Annotated in this window: 13 protein-coding genes; 9 read left to right on the top strand and 4 right to left on the bottom strand. The window is 67.9% G+C overall.

Annotated elements, in window-relative coordinates:
• Positions 1-15 precede the first annotated feature (15 nt).
• The 3 genes from C4B30_RS20555 to C4B30_RS20545 form a co-directional block, all read right to left on the bottom strand.
• Positions 16-771, bottom strand: a complete 756-nt coding sequence (locus C4B30_RS20555) for a PhaM family polyhydroxyalkanoate granule multifunctional regulatory protein (protein ID WP_027785563.1) — start codon at positions 769-771, stop codon at positions 16-18.
• A gap of 81 nt (positions 772-852) precedes the next feature.
• The gene (locus tag C4B30_RS20550; protein ID WP_027785564.1) at positions 853-1,680 is read right to left on the bottom strand and encodes an enoyl-CoA hydratase/isomerase family protein; all 828 of its coding nucleotides are present in this window, start codon (positions 1,678-1,680) and stop codon (positions 853-855) included.
• Positions 1,681-1,811: 131 nt separating this feature from the next.
• Positions 1,812-2,804, bottom strand: coding sequence for a fumarylacetoacetate hydrolase family protein (locus C4B30_RS20545; protein ID WP_027785565.1), 993 nt, complete (start codon positions 2,802-2,804; stop codon positions 1,812-1,814).
• Positions 2,805-2,933: 129 nt separating this feature from the next.
• On the opposite strand from C4B30_RS20545, the gene C4B30_RS20540 reads away from it, so the two are divergent.
• The 5 genes from C4B30_RS20540 (at position 2,934) to metH (ending at position 9,707) form a co-directional block, all read left to right on the top strand.
• Positions 2,934-3,800 carry an IclR family transcriptional regulator gene (locus C4B30_RS20540; protein WP_027785566.1) on the top strand — a complete coding sequence of 289 codons (867 nt, stop codon included), beginning with the start codon at positions 2,934-2,936 and terminating at the stop codon, positions 3,798-3,800.
• 114 nt (positions 3,801-3,914) lie between these two features.
• Positions 3,915-5,177, top strand: a complete 1,263-nt coding sequence (locus tag C4B30_RS20535; protein WP_027785567.1) for a DUF3108 domain-containing protein — start codon at positions 3,915-3,917, stop codon at positions 5,175-5,177.
• A 244-nt stretch (positions 5,178-5,421) separates the two neighbouring features.
• Positions 5,422-5,679, top strand: a complete 258-nt coding sequence (locus C4B30_RS20525; protein ID WP_006477667.1) for a BTH_I0359 family protein — start codon at positions 5,422-5,424, stop codon at positions 5,677-5,679.
• A gap of 202 nt (positions 5,680-5,881) precedes the next feature.
• Positions 5,882-6,949 carry a homocysteine S-methyltransferase family protein gene (locus C4B30_RS20520; protein WP_027785568.1) on the top strand — a complete coding sequence of 356 codons (1,068 nt, stop codon included), beginning with the start codon at positions 5,882-5,884 and terminating at the stop codon, positions 6,947-6,949.
• 40 nt (positions 6,950-6,989) lie between these two features.
• The gene (gene metH, locus C4B30_RS20515) at positions 6,990-9,707 is read left to right on the top strand and encodes a methionine synthase (protein ID WP_027785569.1); all 2,718 of its coding nucleotides are present in this window, start codon (positions 6,990-6,992) and stop codon (positions 9,705-9,707) included.
• Between the two features lie 111 nt (positions 9,708-9,818).
• On the opposite strand, the gene C4B30_RS20510 is transcribed toward metH, so the two are convergent.
• Positions 9,819-10,142 carry a DUF1840 domain-containing protein gene (locus tag C4B30_RS20510; RefSeq protein ID WP_027785570.1) on the bottom strand — a complete coding sequence of 108 codons (324 nt, stop codon included), beginning with the start codon at positions 10,140-10,142 and terminating at the stop codon, positions 9,819-9,821.
• A 199-nt stretch (positions 10,143-10,341) separates the two neighbouring features.
• Here C4B30_RS20510 and argS point away from each other — a divergent pair, with 199 nt between their 5' ends.
• The 4 genes from argS to C4B30_RS20490 all read left to right on the top strand — a co-directional run bounded on the left by argS (position 10,342) and on the right by C4B30_RS20490 (position 14,671).
• A complete protein-coding gene (gene argS, locus C4B30_RS20505) occupies positions 10,342-12,123 on the top strand; it encodes an arginine--tRNA ligase (protein ID WP_027785571.1) in 1,782 nt (593 codons plus the stop codon).
• A gap of 151 nt (positions 12,124-12,274) precedes the next feature.
• On the top strand, positions 12,275-13,165 hold the full coding sequence (locus C4B30_RS20500) for an SPOR domain-containing protein (protein ID WP_027785572.1): 891 nt from the start codon (positions 12,275-12,277) through the stop codon (positions 13,163-13,165).
• A 74-nt stretch (positions 13,166-13,239) separates the two neighbouring features.
• Complete coding sequence (locus C4B30_RS20495) at positions 13,240-13,878, top strand: thiol:disulfide interchange protein DsbA/DsbL (RefSeq protein WP_027785573.1); 639 nt, start codon at positions 13,240-13,242, stop codon at positions 13,876-13,878.
• Positions 13,879-13,897: 19 nt separating this feature from the next.
• Positions 13,898-14,671, top strand: a complete 774-nt coding sequence (locus C4B30_RS20490; protein WP_027785574.1) for an SDR family oxidoreductase — start codon at positions 13,898-13,900, stop codon at positions 14,669-14,671.
• Positions 14,672-14,900 lie beyond the last annotated feature (229 nt).

Genomic DNA, 14,900 nt, shown 5'->3' with positions numbered 1-14,900 from the left:
CCTACCTGCGCCGCATCACGTCGAGCGCTTCGGCGGACGGGTTTCGGGCGACGAAGCGGCCGCCGCGCGGGCCGCCGCCGAACCGGACGGCTTCGCGCGCTTCGCGGCGGGCTTGCGCGGTGCGGCCGCGGCCGCAGCCGGCTTCGCGGCGGGTTCCGGCGCGGCAGCGGCCTCCGGCGGCGCGGCGCCCGGGGCAGCAGGCTGCACGCCCGGCTGCGCCATCGCGAGGCTCGCGAGCTGGTTGAATTGCGTCTGCAGCAGGTTCCACCAGCCGGCCGGGTCGAACGGCTGCTGCGCGGGGCCGCCTTCCGGCGCATCCGCGGCGGCCGATGCCGCCGCATCGGCCGCGGGCGCGGCCTCGCCCGTCGACGCGGTTTTCGCGGCCTGCGCGGCGGCAACGGCCGCTTCCTCGGCCGCCGACATCGAGCTTTGCGCGAACGCGCCGAACGCGCGCAGCGTCGCGAGCGTCGCGCGCTGCACCTCGAGCGCCTGGATCGCGGACTGCAACATCCCGAGATTGAGCTTCAGCCACTGCTCGACCGCGCGCAGATCGGTGATCCGCTTGTCGAGTTCCTCGACGTTCGTGAGCGGCGACATCATGTCGGACATGCTCGACAGCGACGGCGGCAGCCCGTGCGTCGCGCCCGGAAACGGCGCCATCCCGCCGAACGGCGACATCCGCATCATGTCCCACATCCGGTCCATCATGTCGGCGGGCTGGAACCCGGCAAAGCCGGCGAAAGGGTTGGCGCCGGAGGCATCGGTCGTCATACGGGCATCCTGGTTGACTGGGGGAGCGAGGCGGCCGCCGTGCGTCGCGCAGCCGCGCGTGGTTCGATCATAGCGCGCACGTCAGAACGGCGCGTCGCCGGGAAACGCGGGCGGGCGCCGCTCGCGCAGCGAACGGATGCCTTCCCGCACGTCGGGCCCCGAAAAACCCATGAATTCGAGCGCGAGCGACGTATCGAAGGTCGGCCCGGCGGTGCGCAGCCAGTTGTTCAGCGCGTACTTGGTCCAGCGGATCGCCGACTGCGAACCGTGCGCGAGCCGCTCGGCCACTTCGTACGCCTTCGGCAGCAGGTCGGCCGGCTCGACCGCGAGCGAGACCAGCCCGATCCGCTCGGCCTCCTCGCCGCTCACGGGCTCGCACAGCATCAGGTAGTACTTCGCCTTCGCCATCCCGCACAGCAGCGGCCACACGATCGCCGCATGGTCGCCGGCCGCGACGCCGAGGCGCGTGTGGCCGTCGATGATGCGCGCGTCCTTCGCGGCGATCGAGATGTCGGCGAGCAGCCCGGCGACGAGCCCCGCGCCGACGGCCGGGCCATGCATCGCCGACACGATCGGCTTGCTGCAGTTGATCACGTTGTAGACGAGGTCGCGCGCCTCGCGCCACACCCGTGCGCGCACGTCGAAATCGTTCGCCATGTCCTCGACGAGCGCGAGATCGCCGCCCGCCGAAAAGCCCTTGCCTTCGCCGCGGATCACCGCGACGCGCGTGTCGGGATCGCGATCGACGTCGCGCCAGATGTCGGCGAGCTCGCGATGCATGCGTGCGTTCGCGGTCGCGAGGCCGCTGCGGTTCGCGCCCTCGCCGCTCATCACGATGTCGAGCACGCCATGGTCGCGGCGCGTCACCTTCAGTGCTTCGTAACCGCCGTACGCGGCGAGATCGGCCATCTGCTGCTCCTTGTTCGAGGGGTTCGAACGCTTGAATCGAGTGTAGCCAAGCCCGCGCGGTCAAACATCGGGCGAAACCCGGCGCGCGGGCCGCGGCAGGGTTTCGCCGCTGCGCCGCATCCCCGCGCGGCTCATGCCACGCCGTCGGGCGGGGCGACCGACTGCTCGATCGCGCCGAAGATCGACTTGCCGGCCGCATCGAACATCTCGATGCGCACCGTATCGCCGTAGCGCATGAATTCGGTCTGCGGCGCGCCGTGCTCGATCGTCTCGAGGCAGCGCTTCTCGGCGATGCAGCAGTAGCCGCGCTTCGCGTCCTTGTTCGAGACCGTACCGGAGCCGACGATCGAGCCGGCACGCAGGTTGCGCGTCTTCGCCGCGTGCGCGATCAGCTGGCCGAAATGGAACACCATGTCGGTGCCGGCGTCGGGCTGGCCGACCTTCTTGCCGTTCCAGTGGACGATCATCGGGCGGTGCACGCGGCCTGCGCGCCACTCGTCGCCGAGCTCGTCGGGCGTGACGGCGACCGGCGCGAACGCGGTGGCCGGCTTGCTCTGGAAGAAGCCGAAGCCCTTCGCGAGCTCGTGCGGAATCAGGTTGCGCAGCGACACGTCGTTCACGAGCGTGACGAGCCGCACGGCCTTCAGCGCGTCGTCGGGCGACGCGCTCATCGGCACGTCGCCGGTGATCACCGCGACTTCCGCCTCGAAATCGATGCCCCATTCCTCGGACGGGCACACGACGTCGTCGCGCGGCCCCAGGAAATCGTCGCTGCCGCCCTGGTACATCAGCGGATCGGTCCAGAACTCGGGCGGCATCTCGGCACCGCGCGCGCGGCGCACGAGCTCGACGTGGTTCACGTACGCGGAGCCGTCGGCCCACTGGAACGCGCGCGGCAGCGGCGCCATGCAGTTGGCCGGGTCGAACGCGAACGCATTGCGCGCGCGGCCGTGGTTCAGCGCGTCGTACAGGTCGCGCAGTTGCGGCGCGTAGAACGCCCAGTCGTCGAGGACGCGCTGCAGCGTCGGCGCGATCGCATCGGCAATCGCCGCGGTGTGCAGGTCGCGCGACACGACGATCAGCTGGCCGTCGCGCGTGCCGTCCTTCAGCGAAGCAAGTTTCATAGGGAGGATCTGCCGTTGTAGTGACGATGGAGGGAATCTATTTTACGATGGTGAATCCATGCGGCGCGTCATGATGGCGCACGCCGTTTTCGCCCCGTTTCCTGCCGCATTTTCGCGCACCTCTTGCCCATGCCCGCCAGCCCGCTTCCCGACGACGATCTCGCCGACTCCGATACCGACGACGCCGCCTCCGGCGAACACGGCGAGAAGGTCCGTTCCGGCATCCAGTCGATCGAGGTCGGCTTCCGCCTGCTCGACGTGCTGACGAGCGAGCCGCGCGCGATGATGCTGCGCGATCTCGCGCAGCGCGCGGGCATGAGTCCGGCGAAGGCGCACCGCTATCTGGTCAGCTTCTCGCGGCTCGGCGTCGTGTCTCAGGATCCCGTCTCGGGCCGCTACGAGCTGGGCGGCTTCGCGCTGCAGATGGGCCTCGCGCGGCTCGCGCGCGTCGACGGCGTGAAGCTCGCGCGGATCGCGCTGACCGAATTCCGCGACCGTCTCGACCAGACGGTCGGCATCGCGGTATGGGGCAACCAGGGGCCGACGATCGTGCACTGGATGGAATCGAGCCATCCCGCGAAGGCGTCGCTGAAGCTCGGCGACGTGATGCCGCTGCTCGGCTCCGCGACGGGCCTGCTGTTCGCCGCGTACCTGCCGCGCGGCAAGACCGCCGCGATGCTCGAGCGCGAACTCGCCGATACGCGCCGCTCGCCGCACCACGGCGGCCCGCGCACGCTCGACGAAGTCGACGCGGTGCTCGCCGACGTGCGCGCGCACCAGGCCGCGCGCGTCGAAGGGATGCTGCTGCCGACGATCCACGCGTTCTGCATGCCGGTGTTCGACGCGGTCGGCGAACTCGCGCTCGCGATCGTCGCGCTCGGCCAGGAAGGCTCGTTCGACATCGCATGGGGCGGCGAGATCGACACCGCGCTGCGCGCATGCGCGCAGAAACTGTCTTACGAACTCGGCTATAGTCCCGACGCACGCGACGCCTGACGCATCCGGTTCGCGCCACGTCACGCATCGCGAACGCGCGGCGCATCCGATGGTCCGATTCCTGTGGCGCGCACCGCGCGCCCGACCTCACGCAAGCCCCCCGAGCCCGTTCCGATGCCCATGCAGCCCGCCGACCTTCGCCCGAGTCACGCCCCGCCCCGCCGCGGACTGCGCGTGGGCATCGCGCTCGTCGCCGTGCTGGTGCTGCATGCGCTCGCCGGGTTCTGGCTGATGCGCAACCGCGAATCGTTCACGCCGCCGCCGCCCGCCGACATCCCCGTGCAGATCGAGCTACTGAAACCGCGGCCGATCGAGCGGCAGCCTGCTCCGCCGGAGCCGAAGCCGGTCGAACGTCCGGCCGCGCCCAGGGCCGACGCGCCGAAGGCGGCCCCGCCGAAACCCGCACCGTCGCACGAGCCGGTCCTCACGTCGACGCAGACGGCCGAGCACGGCGAACCGCCGGCTGCCGCCGCGTCCGCCGCGAGCGGCACGGCGGGGACCTCGGGGGCGTCGAGCACACACGCCGCGTCGGCCGCCGGCGCCAGCGCCGCGACACCCGGCCCCGCGACGAGCGGCGTGAAATTCGCCGCGCCGCCGTCCGGCGACCTGCAGTACGACACGTTCTACAACGGCATGCAGAACATGATCGGCACGATCCACTGGCGCACCGACGGGCACACGTACGACCTGTCGGTATCGATGCCCGTGCCGTTCGTCGGCCCGTTCACCTATCGCAGCGAAGGCCGCATCGATGCCTTCGGCGTCGCGCCCGACCGTTACGTCGAGAAGCGCGGCAAGCGGCCGGAAGACATCGCGATCTTCAACCGCGAGATCCGGCAGGTCGTGTTCACGCGCACGCCGAACAACGCGCCGCTGCCCGACGGCGTGCAGGACCGCTTCAGCATGCTGATGCAGTTGTCGGGGCTCGTGCGCGGCAATCCCGCCGCCTACAAACCGGGCGTCACGCAGCAATTCTTCGTGATCGACAACAACAGCGGCGAGACCTGGCCGATCACCGTGATCGGCGACGAGCAGGTGCAGACGCAGACCGGCATCATCGCCGCGCGGCACTTCATGCGCCTGCCGCGCCGCGACGGCGACACGCGCCGCATCGACATGTGGCTCGCGCCGTCGCTCGGCTGGCTGCCCGCGCGGCTCGTGCAGAGCGAGCCGAACGGTGCGCAGATCGAGTTGCTGTGGCACGGCCGCCTCGCCGCACCGAACGTGCCTGCCGATGCCGCGCCAGCAAGCGGCGCAACGAACGCGCCCGCCGCCGCACCGTCGCCCGATGCATCGGCCGCGCCGCCTGCACAATCGGCGCAATCGGCCCCGCCCACGACGATGCAACCACCAGCCTCATCGACTGTCACACAGTGAACGCACACGAATCGGCAATTTCGACCGATTACAGATTTCCCGAAAATGGCCGATGACACTCTTTAACAACTATTTCAGTCCACCGGCTCACAATAAGAAACGTTTGATAGACATCGGCTTCTAACCGATACACCCCACGCAAACGGGAGAACGGGGTGTGCAGCGCAAGCCCCTTGAAACCGGCAAGGCTCGCCCCACCTAGGGGACAACAAGGCCAGATGCCACTGCGAAGAGGAGTGCCGCCATGCAAATGATCTACAACAGCCCCAACTACTGCGTCGTCGAATTTGCGCCGCAGGCCGGCCATCACCTGATGAATGCCGGCGGATACGAAATCGTCGACAAGAACGCGCAGCGCGAAATCTTCATCGACGGCGAACTTGCCGAACGATTCCGCGCGCACGTGAAGCAACTGATCGAGGATGAACCGTCGCTCGACGAAGTCGACGAATTCCTCGGACAATTCGACAGCCTGATGATGATGCCCGTCGTGCTGCACTGACGACCCGCGGCCCGGCGCGTCACGCGGCCGGGCCATTCGCCGCGCACCGACGCGGCGCCGCGTGCACTCCGATCATGCCCCCGTCCGGTTCGCCGGCGGGGGCTTTCATTTGGCGGGCCGTCCGGCGGGCGCGGGGAGGGTCGGCGCCCCCTTGACGCACCGGCTACAATGACGGTTTTCCGTCTTCGCCGGTCTCCCGCCCATGTCTGCGACTCCTCTCGCTGCTTCCGTCCCGCTCGACGCGCCCTACACGCGCGGCGCCGCCCTGCCCGCGCTGCTGAAATCGCGCATCCTGATCCTCGACGGCGCGATGGGCACGATGATCCAGCGCTACAAGCTCGACGAAGCCGCGTATCGCGGCGAGCGCTTCAAGGATTTCCCGCGCGACATCAAGGGCAACAACGAGCTGCTGTCGATCACGCAGCCGCAGATCATCCGCGAGATCCACGACCAGTACTTCGCGGCCGGCGCCGACATCGTCGAGACCAACACGTTCGGCGCGACGACCGTCGCGCAGGCCGACTACGGAATGGAAGATCTCGTCGTCGAGATGAACGTCGAATCGGCGAAGCTCGCGCGCGAATCGGCCGCGAAATACGCGACGCCCGACAAGCCGCGCTTCGTCGCGGGCGCGATCGGGCCGACGCCGAAGACGGCCAGCATCTCGCCGGACGTCAACGATCCGGGCGCGCGCAACGTCACGTTCGACGAATTGCGCACGTCGTACTACCAGCAGGCGAAGGCGCTGCTCGACGGCGGCGTCGACCTGTTCCTCGTCGAGACGATCTTCGACACGCTGAATGCGAAAGCCGCGCTGTTCGCCCTCGACGAGCTGTTCGAGGACACCGGCGAGCGCCTGCCGATCATGATCTCGGGCACCGTCACCGATGCGTCGGGCCGGATCCTGTCGGGCCAGACGGTCGAGGCGTTCTGGAATTCGCTGCGCCACGCGAAGCCGCTCACGTTCGGCCTGAACTGCGCGCTCGGCGCGGCGCTGATGCGCCCGTACATCGCCGAGCTCGCGAAGCTGTGCGACACCTACGTGTCGTGCTACCCGAATGCGGGCCTGCCGAACCCGATGAGCGACACCGGCTTCGACGAAACCCCGGACGTCACGTCGGGCCTGCTGAAGGAATTCGCGCAGGCCGGGCTCGTGAACCTCGCGGGCGGCTGCTGCGGCACGACGCCCGAACACATCGCCGAAATCGCGAAGGCGCTCGCCGACGTGAAGCCGCGCCGCTGGCCGAACCAGTACAGCGACAACGCCTGACCCGACCGCCCACGTCCTTCATCTCAGAATCCGCACCGCCATGACCGATCACATGATGCGCCTTGCCGGCCTCGAGCCGTTCAACGTCACGCCCGGGACGCTCTTCATCAACGTCGGCGAACGTACCAACGTCACCGGCTCGAAGGCGTTCGCACGGATGATCCTCAACGGCCAGTTCGACGAGGCGCTCGCCGTCGCGCGCCAGCAGGTCGAGAACGGCGCGCAGGTGATCGACATCAACATGGACGAGGCGATGCTCGATTCGAAGGCGGCGATGGTGCGCTTCCTGAACCTGATCGCGTCCGAGCCGGACATCGCGCGCGTGCCGATCATGATCGACTCGTCGAAGTGGGACGTGATCGAGGCCGGCCTCAAGTGCGTGCAGGGCAAGGCGATCGTGAACTCGATCTCGCTGAAGGAAGGCGAGGACGCGTTCCGCCACCACGCGAACCTGATCCGCCGCTACGGCGCGGCCGCGGTCGTGATGGCGTTCGACGAAACGGGCCAGGCCGACACGTTCAAGCGCAAGACCGAGATCTGCAAGCGCTCGTACGACTTCCTCGTGAACGAAGTCGGCTTCCCGCCGGAAGACATCATCTTCGACCCGAACATCTTCGCGGTCGCGACCGGCATCGAGGAGCACAACAACTACGCGGTCGACTTCATCGAGGCGACCCGCTGGATCAAGCAGAACCTGCCGCACGCGAAGGTGAGCGGCGGCGTGTCGAACGTGTCGTTCTCGTTCCGCGGCAACGACCCGGTGCGCGAGGCGATCCATACCGTGTTCCTGTATCACGCGATCCAGGCCGGGATGGACATGGGCATCGTGAACGCGGGCCAGCTCGGCGTGTACGCCGATCTCGACGCGGAGCTGCGCGAGCGCGTGGAGGACGTGATCCTGAACCGCCGTGAGGATTCCACCGACCGCCTGCTCGAAATCGCCGACAAGTTCAAGGCCGGCGGCGCGAAGAAGGAAGAGAACCTCGAGTGGCGCAATCAGCCGGTCGAGAAACGGCTCTCGCATGCGCTCGTGCACGGCATCACGACCTTCATCGTCGAGGACACCGAAGAAGTGCGCGCGAAGATCGACGCGGCCGGCGGCCGTCCGATCAACGTGATCGAAGGCCCGCTGATGGACGGGATGAACATCGTCGGCGACCTGTTCGGCCAGGGCAAGATGTTCCTGCCGCAGGTCGTGAAGTCCGCGCGCGTGATGAAGCAGGCGGTCGCGCACCTGATCCCGTTCATCGAGGAAGAAAAGCGCCTGCTCGCGGAAGCGGGCGGCGACGTGCGCGCGAAGGGCAAGATCGTGATCGCGACCGTCAAGGGCGACGTGCACGACATCGGCAAGAACATCGTGTCGGTCGTGCTCCAGTGCAACAACTTCGAAGTGGTCAACATGGGCGTGATGGTCCCGTGCAACGAGATCCTCGCGAAGGCGAAGGTCGAAGGCGCGGACATCATCGGGCTGTCGGGCCTCATCACGCCGAGCCTCGAGGAAATGGCGTACGTCGCGTCCGAAATGCAGCGCGACGACTACTTCCGCGTGAAGAAGATTCCGCTCCTGATCGGCGGCGCGACGACGTCGCGCGTGCACACGGCCGTGAAGATCGCGCCGCACTACGAAGGCCCGGTCGTCTACGTGCCGGATGCGTCGCGCTCGGTGTCGGTCGCGTCGAACCTGCTGTCCGACGAAGGCGCGGCGAAGTATCTCGACGAGCTGAAGTCCGACTACGAGCGCATCCGCGACCAGCACGCGAACCGCAAGCAGCAGCCGATGGTCACGCTCGCCGAGGCGCGCGCGAACAAGACCCAGGTCGACTGGGCCGGCTACCAGCCGGTGAAGCCGAAGTTCATCGGCCGCCGCGTGTTCAAGAATTACGACCTGAACGAGCTCGCGAACTACATCGACTGGGGCCCGTTCTTCCAGACCTGGGACCTCGCGGGCCCGTACCCGGCGATCCTGAACGACGAGATCGTCGGCGAATCGGCGCGGCGCGTGTTCTCCGACGCGAAGTCGATGCTCGCGCGCCTGATCCAGGGCCGCTGGCTGACCGCGAACGGCGTGATCGCGCTGCTGCCCGCGAACACCGTCAACGACGACGACATCGAGATCTACAGCGACGAGTCGCGCTCCGACGTGCTGCTCACGTGGCGCAACCTGCGCCAGCAGAGCGTGCGCCCGGTGGTCGACGGCGTGATGCGGCCGAACCGCTCGCTCGCCGATTTCATCGCGCCGAAGGAATCGGGCGTCGCCGACTACATCGGGATGTTCGCGGTCACGGCCGGCCTCGGCGTCGACGTGAAGGAGAAGCAGTTCGAAGCGGACCACGACGACTACAGCGCGATCATGCTGAAGGCGCTCGCCGACCGTTTCGCGGAAGCGCTCGCGGAAGCGATGCACGCACGCGTGCGGCGCGAGCTGTGGGGCTACGCGAGCGGCGAGACGCTCGACAACGACGCGCTGATCGCGGAAAAGTACGCGGGCATCCGCCCGGCGCCCGGCTACCCGGCCTGCCCCGACCACCTCGTGAAACGCGACATGTTCGACGTGCTGCACGCGGACGAAATCGGCATGAGCGTGACGGATTCGCTGGCGATGCTGCCGGCGGCGAGCGTGTCGGGCTTCTACCTCGCGCATCCGGACAGCCGCTATTTCTCGGTCGGCAAAATCGGGCAGGATCAGCTCGAGGACTACGCGCAGCGCATGGCGCTGTCGCTCGACGACGCCCGCCGCGCGCTCGCGCCGCAGCTCTGATCGACGCGAACGGGCGGCCCGGCCGCCTTTTGATCAGACAAAATAAAAAGCCCGCTCGAAAGCGGGCTTTTTCCTGTCTGGCGAACCTTTCGATCCGCCCGGCAAGGACGCTCAGAAACCCCAGTGCACGTCGGCCTCGGCGGCCTTCGCCTCGCGCAGCATCGTCAGGAATGGCGCGACGCGCTGGGCCAGGCTCGGCGGCACTTCATGGTGCGCGTGGTCGGCTTCGTCCTCGTGGAAATGGCCGGCATGCTCGGCGCGCGCCTGCTTCGCCTGCGCAACCGCGCCTTCCAGCTTTTCGATCGCGTGGTCCAGTTCGTCGTGCGTAATCACGCCGCGCTCGCCCAGCTGCTTGCCGACGACACCCAGCACGAAAACCGCGAAATCCTTCAGCACGTCGAGATCCTGTGCCGCCTTGCTCTTGAACGTAATCATGACAATTCCCTTTTCATCTTGTTGTGCCTGCGCGGCGAAGTTGGGGAAGCCGGCCGACCGGCGTCCGGCCTCGCGGACGCGGGCCGCCTGATCGGCATATTAGCACCTGTTAAAATTCTGCGATCCCTGAAACGCGCGCTTAAAAAGCGCGCCGGCGGCCCGACATTTCCGGCCGCCACCAACGAAGCCTTCTACCAGCATGCTGCCAGCACACAAACAGACCCTCGAAGCCCTGCTCGCGGATAGCGTCAAGCAGGTCGCACTCGCGCTGAAAGGCGCCGACGCGGCATTCGTCGCCCCGACCATCACGCTGGAGCGCCCGAAGGTCGCCGCGCACGGCGACGTCGCGTGCAACGTCGCGATGCAGCTCGCGAAGCCGCTGGGCGCGAACCCACGCCAGCTCGCCGAGCAGATCGTCGCCGCACTCACCGCGCAGCCGGCCGCGCAAGGCCTCGTCGAAGCCGCCGAGATCGCAGGGCCCGGCTTCATCAACCTGCGCCTGTCGGCCGCCGCGAAACAGGCGGTGATCGCCGCCGTGTTCGACCAGGGCCGCGCGTTCGGCACGTCGGATCGCGAGAAAGGCAAGCAGGTGCTGCTCGAATTCGTGTCGGCCAATCCGACCGGCCCGCTGCACGTCGGCCACGGCCGCCAGGCCGCGCTCGGCGACGTGCTCGCGAACGTGATCGCGAGCCAGGGCTACGCGGTGCACCGCGAGTTCTACTACAACGACGCGGGCGTGCAGATCGGCAACCTCGCGATCTCGACGCAGGCGCGCGCCCGCGGCCTGAAGCCGGGCGACGCGGGCTGGCCGGAAGCCGCGTACAACGGCGAGTACATCGCCGACATCGCGCGCGACTACCTGAACGGCGAAACGGTCGCCGCATCGGACGGCGAGCCGGTCAAGGGTGCGGGTGACGTCGAGGATCTCGACGCGATCCGCAAGTTCGCGGTCACGTATCTGCGTCGCGAGCAGGACATGGACCTGCAGGCGTTCGGCGTGAAGTTCGACCAGTACTACCTCGAGTCGTCGCTGTACAGCGAAGGCCGCGTCGAGAAGACGGTCGACGCGCTGATCAAGGCCGGCATGACCTACGAGCAGGACGGTGCGCTGTGGCTGCGCACGACCGACGAAGGCGACGACAAGGACCGCGTGATGCGCAAGTCGGACGGCACGTACACGTACTTCGTGCCGGACGTGGCGTACCACGTGACGAAGTGGGAGCGCGGCTTCACGAAGGTGATCAACATCCAGGGTTCGGACCACCACGGCACGATCGCGCGCGTGCGCGCCGGCCTGCAGGGGCTGCACATCGGGATCCCGAAGGGCTATCCCGACTACGTGCTGCACAAGATGGTCACCGTGATGCGCGACGGCCAGGAAGTGAAGATCTCGAAGCGCGCGGGCAGCTACGTGACGGTGCGCGACCTGATCGAATGGTCGGGCGGCGCGGCGGCGGGCCAGGAAGCGGCGCCCGACCTGATCGACGAGGCGACCATCACGCGCGGCCGCGACGCGGTGCGTTTCTTCCTGATCTCGCGCAAGGCCGATACCGAGTTCGTGTTCGACATCGACCTCGCGCTGAAACAGAACGACGAGAACCCGGTCTATTACGTCCAGTACGCGCATGCGCGGATCTGCTCGGTGCTCAACGAACTGAAGTCGCGCTACAACGTCGACGTCGCGCAACTGCCGGGCGCCGACCTGTCGCAGCTGACCAGCGCGCAAGCGGCATCGCTGATGCAGAAGCTGGCCGAGTACCCGGACATGCTCACGCATGCGGCGAACGAGCTGGCGCCGCACGCGGTCGCGTTCTACCTGCGCGATCTCGCTGGCGAATTCCACTCGTTCTACAATGCGGAGCGCGTGCTGGTCGACGACGAAGCGCCGCGCAATGCGCGCGCCGCGCTGCTCGCCGCGACCCGGCAGGTGCTGGAGAACGGCCTGGCGGTACTCGGCGTATCCGCGCCCGCCAAGATGTAAGGATGTCCGCGCGGCCCCGAACCGGGCCGCGAATGGCTGCGGCGGCAGCGCCCGTCGTCGGATGCCCGCCGCCGGATGCCCGCCGCCGGATGCCCGTCGCCGGATGCCCGTCGCAGCCTTTTCACGATTCTTTTTGCAGGTGACTCAAGCAATGGCACAACCACGCCGCACTTCGAAACAATCGAAACAAGCCGGAGGGACATTTCTTGGAATCGTGCTGGGCCTGATCGTCGGCCTCGCGATCGCCGTGGTGGTGGCGCTCTACATCACGCGTTCGCCGTCGCCGTTCGTGTCGAAGGTCGCGCCGCCGCCGGCCGACAACGGCGCGAGCCAGCCGCAGCAGTTCGACCCGAACCGCGCGCTGCAGGGCAAGACGCCCGGCCAGCCGGTGCCGCAGGCCGCGCAGCCCGCACCGCCGAACACCGCGCCCGGCCAGGCCGCGAACCAGACCCAGGGCGGCGGCCTGCTGCCCGAGCCGCAGATCGTCGAAGTGCCGCCGTCGGGTAACACGAACGGCGCCACCGGCTCGAGCAACACCACCGCGTCGAACAATCCGTCGTCGGGCAACGGCGTCGCCGTCGCACCGAAGCCGGCCGACACCACACCGCCGCCGAAGAAGACGCAACAGGCGCAGCAACAGCAGCAAGGCGGCGAGGACGACCTCGCACGCTTCGCCGCGCAGAAGCAGGCGCAGCAGGCCGCCGCGCAAAAGCAGCAACAGCAGCAGGCCGCGAACACGCCGAAGCCGACGTCGTCGGTCACGGCCGCGGCGGCAGCGAAGCCCCCGACCGCGAACGACGCGAACACCGGCTACTTCCTGCAGGTCGGCGCGTACAAGACGGAAGGCGATGCCGAGCAGCAGCGTGCGCGTCTCGGCTTCCAGGGCTTCGAATCGAAGGTGTCGAAGCGCGACGTCAGCGGCGTGACCTATTTCCGCGTGCGCGTCGGCCCGTTCTCGAAGTTCGAGGATATGAACTCGGCCCGTCAGCGCCTGTCCGATGCAGGTGTCGACACGGCGGTGATCCGCTTCACGAAGCAGTAAGCAGCCGGCCGCACCCACGCAGAACCCGTTACGTTACGTTTCGTAACCCGAGCAACTGATTCGACGTCCACAACATGAAAAAACTGCTTAGCACGCTCCTTCTGTCCCTCGGCCTGGCTGCCGGCCTGGCCCAGGCATCGCCCGCCGCGCCGGTGTCCGGCAAGGACTTCGAGGTGATGAAGTCGCCGCAGCCGGTGTCCGCGCCGGCCGGCAAGGTCGAGGTGATCGAGTTCTTCTGGTACGGCTGCCCGCACTGCTACGAGTTCGAGCCGACGATCGAGGCCTGGGTGAAGAAACAGGGCAACAACATCGACTTCAAGCGCGTGCCGGTCGCTTTCCGCGACGATTTCCTCCCGCACTCGAAGCTGTTCTATGCGGTGTCCGCGCTCGGCATCTCCGAGAAGGTCACGCCGGCGATCTTCAACGCGATCCACAAGCAGAAGAACTACCTGCTGACGCCGCAGGCGCAGGCCGACTTCCTGGCGACGCAGGGCGTCGACAAGAAGAAGTTCATGGACGCGTACAACTCGTTCAGCGTGCAGGGCGAGGTGAACCAGTCGGCCAAGCTGCTGAAGGACTACGCGATCGACGGCGTGCCGACGGTCGTCGTCCAGGGCAAGTACAAGACGGGCCCGGCTTACACGAACAGCATCCCGGGTACCGCCCAGGTGCTCGACTTCCTCGTGAAGCAGGTTCAGGACAAGAAGCTCTGATCCCCGCCCGCGCGCCGGCATGACTACTCCGCTGAAGGTCTTCATCACCGGCGCGTCGAGCGGCCTCGGCCTCGCGATGGCCGAGGAATACGCCCGCCAGGGCGCCACGCTCGCGCTCGTCGCGCGACGCACCGATGCACTCGATGCGTTCGCGCGGCGTTTCCCGAAGCTGTCCATCTCCGTCTATTCCGCCGACGTGCGCGACGCCGATGCGCTCGCGACGGCCGCCGCGTCGTTCATCGCCGCGCACGGCTGCCCCGACGTCGTGATCGCGAACGCGGGCATCAGCCAGGGCGCCGTCACGGGCCAGGGCGATCTCGCGGCGTTCCGCGACGTGATGGACATCAACTACTACGGGATGGTCGCGACGTTCGAGCCGTTCGTCGGCCCGATGACGGCCACGCGCCACGGCACGCTGGTCGGCGTCGCGAGCGTCGCCGGCGTGCGCGGGCTGCCCGGCTCCGGCGCGTACAGCGCGTCGAAATCGGCCGCGATCAAGTATCTCGAGGCGCTGCGCGTCGAGCTGCGCCCGGCCGGCGTCGGTGTCGTGACGATCGCGCCCGGCTACATTCGCACGCCGATGACCGCGCACAACCCGTACCGGATGCCGTTCCTGATGGACGCCGATCGCTTCGCCGCGCGCGCGGCGCGCGCAATCGCCCGGCAGCACGCGTTCCGCGTGATTCCGTGGCAAATGGGCGTCGTCGCGAAGGTGCTGCACGTGCTGCCGCGCTGGCTGTACGACCGCCTGTTCGAAAAGGCGCCGCGCAAGCCGAAGGCCGGCGCGCACTGACGGTCCGCAGAGGCGGCCCGTGCGATGCATGCCGGGCCGTATCGCTGCGCTGACGCGTCGAGGCTTCGGTTTTGCGACACCTTCCGCGGCGTCTTCACCGCGTCCGCCGCACGCCTTCTCCGCCTTCTCCGCCTTCTCCGCCTTCTCCGCCTTCTCCGCCTTCTCCGCCTTCTCCGCCTTCTCCGCCTTCTCCGCCTTGCCCCCTCTCTCTCTCTCTCATATCCCTCTC

The organism is Burkholderia sp. BE12 (assembly GCF_002959955.1).
Taxonomy (GTDB): domain Bacteria; phylum Pseudomonadota; class Gammaproteobacteria; order Burkholderiales; family Burkholderiaceae; genus Burkholderia.
Note: the sequence above shows the minus strand (reverse complement) of the source record. Positions and strands in the feature narration are given on the sequence as shown.

Bases quoted from the DNA above. Each gene is read 5' to 3' on its own strand.
- C4B30_RS20555 (WP_027785563.1), bottom strand. From the start codon at position 771: ATGACGACCGATGCCTCCGGCGCCAACCCTTTCGCCGGCTTTGCCGGG.
- C4B30_RS20550 (WP_027785564.1), bottom strand. From the start codon at position 1,680: ATGGCCGATCTCGCCGCGTACGGCGGTTACGAAGCACTGAAGGTGACG.
- C4B30_RS20545 (WP_027785565.1), bottom strand. From the start codon at position 2,804: ATGAAACTTGCTTCGCTGAAGGACGGCACGCGCGACGGCCAGCTGATC.
- C4B30_RS20540 (WP_027785566.1), top strand. From the start codon at position 2,934: ATGCCCGCCAGCCCGCTTCCCGACGACGATCTCGCCGACTCCGATACC.
- C4B30_RS20535 (WP_027785567.1), top strand. From the start codon at position 3,915: ATGCCCATGCAGCCCGCCGACCTTCGCCCGAGTCACGCCCCGCCCCGC.
- C4B30_RS20525 (WP_006477667.1), top strand. From the start codon at position 5,422: ATGCAAATGATCTACAACAGCCCCAACTACTGCGTCGTCGAATTTGCG.
- C4B30_RS20520 (WP_027785568.1), top strand. From the start codon at position 5,882: ATGTCTGCGACTCCTCTCGCTGCTTCCGTCCCGCTCGACGCGCCCTAC.
- metH (WP_027785569.1), top strand. From the start codon at position 6,990: ATGACCGATCACATGATGCGCCTTGCCGGCCTCGAGCCGTTCAACGTC.
- C4B30_RS20510 (WP_027785570.1), bottom strand. From the start codon at position 10,142: ATGATTACGTTCAAGAGCAAGGCGGCACAGGATCTCGACGTGCTGAAG.
- argS (WP_027785571.1), top strand. From the start codon at position 10,342: ATGCTGCCAGCACACAAACAGACCCTCGAAGCCCTGCTCGCGGATAGC.
- C4B30_RS20500 (WP_027785572.1), top strand. From the start codon at position 12,275: ATGGCACAACCACGCCGCACTTCGAAACAATCGAAACAAGCCGGAGGG.
- C4B30_RS20495 (WP_027785573.1), top strand. From the start codon at position 13,240: ATGAAAAAACTGCTTAGCACGCTCCTTCTGTCCCTCGGCCTGGCTGCC.
- C4B30_RS20490 (WP_027785574.1), top strand. From the start codon at position 13,898: ATGACTACTCCGCTGAAGGTCTTCATCACCGGCGCGTCGAGCGGCCTC.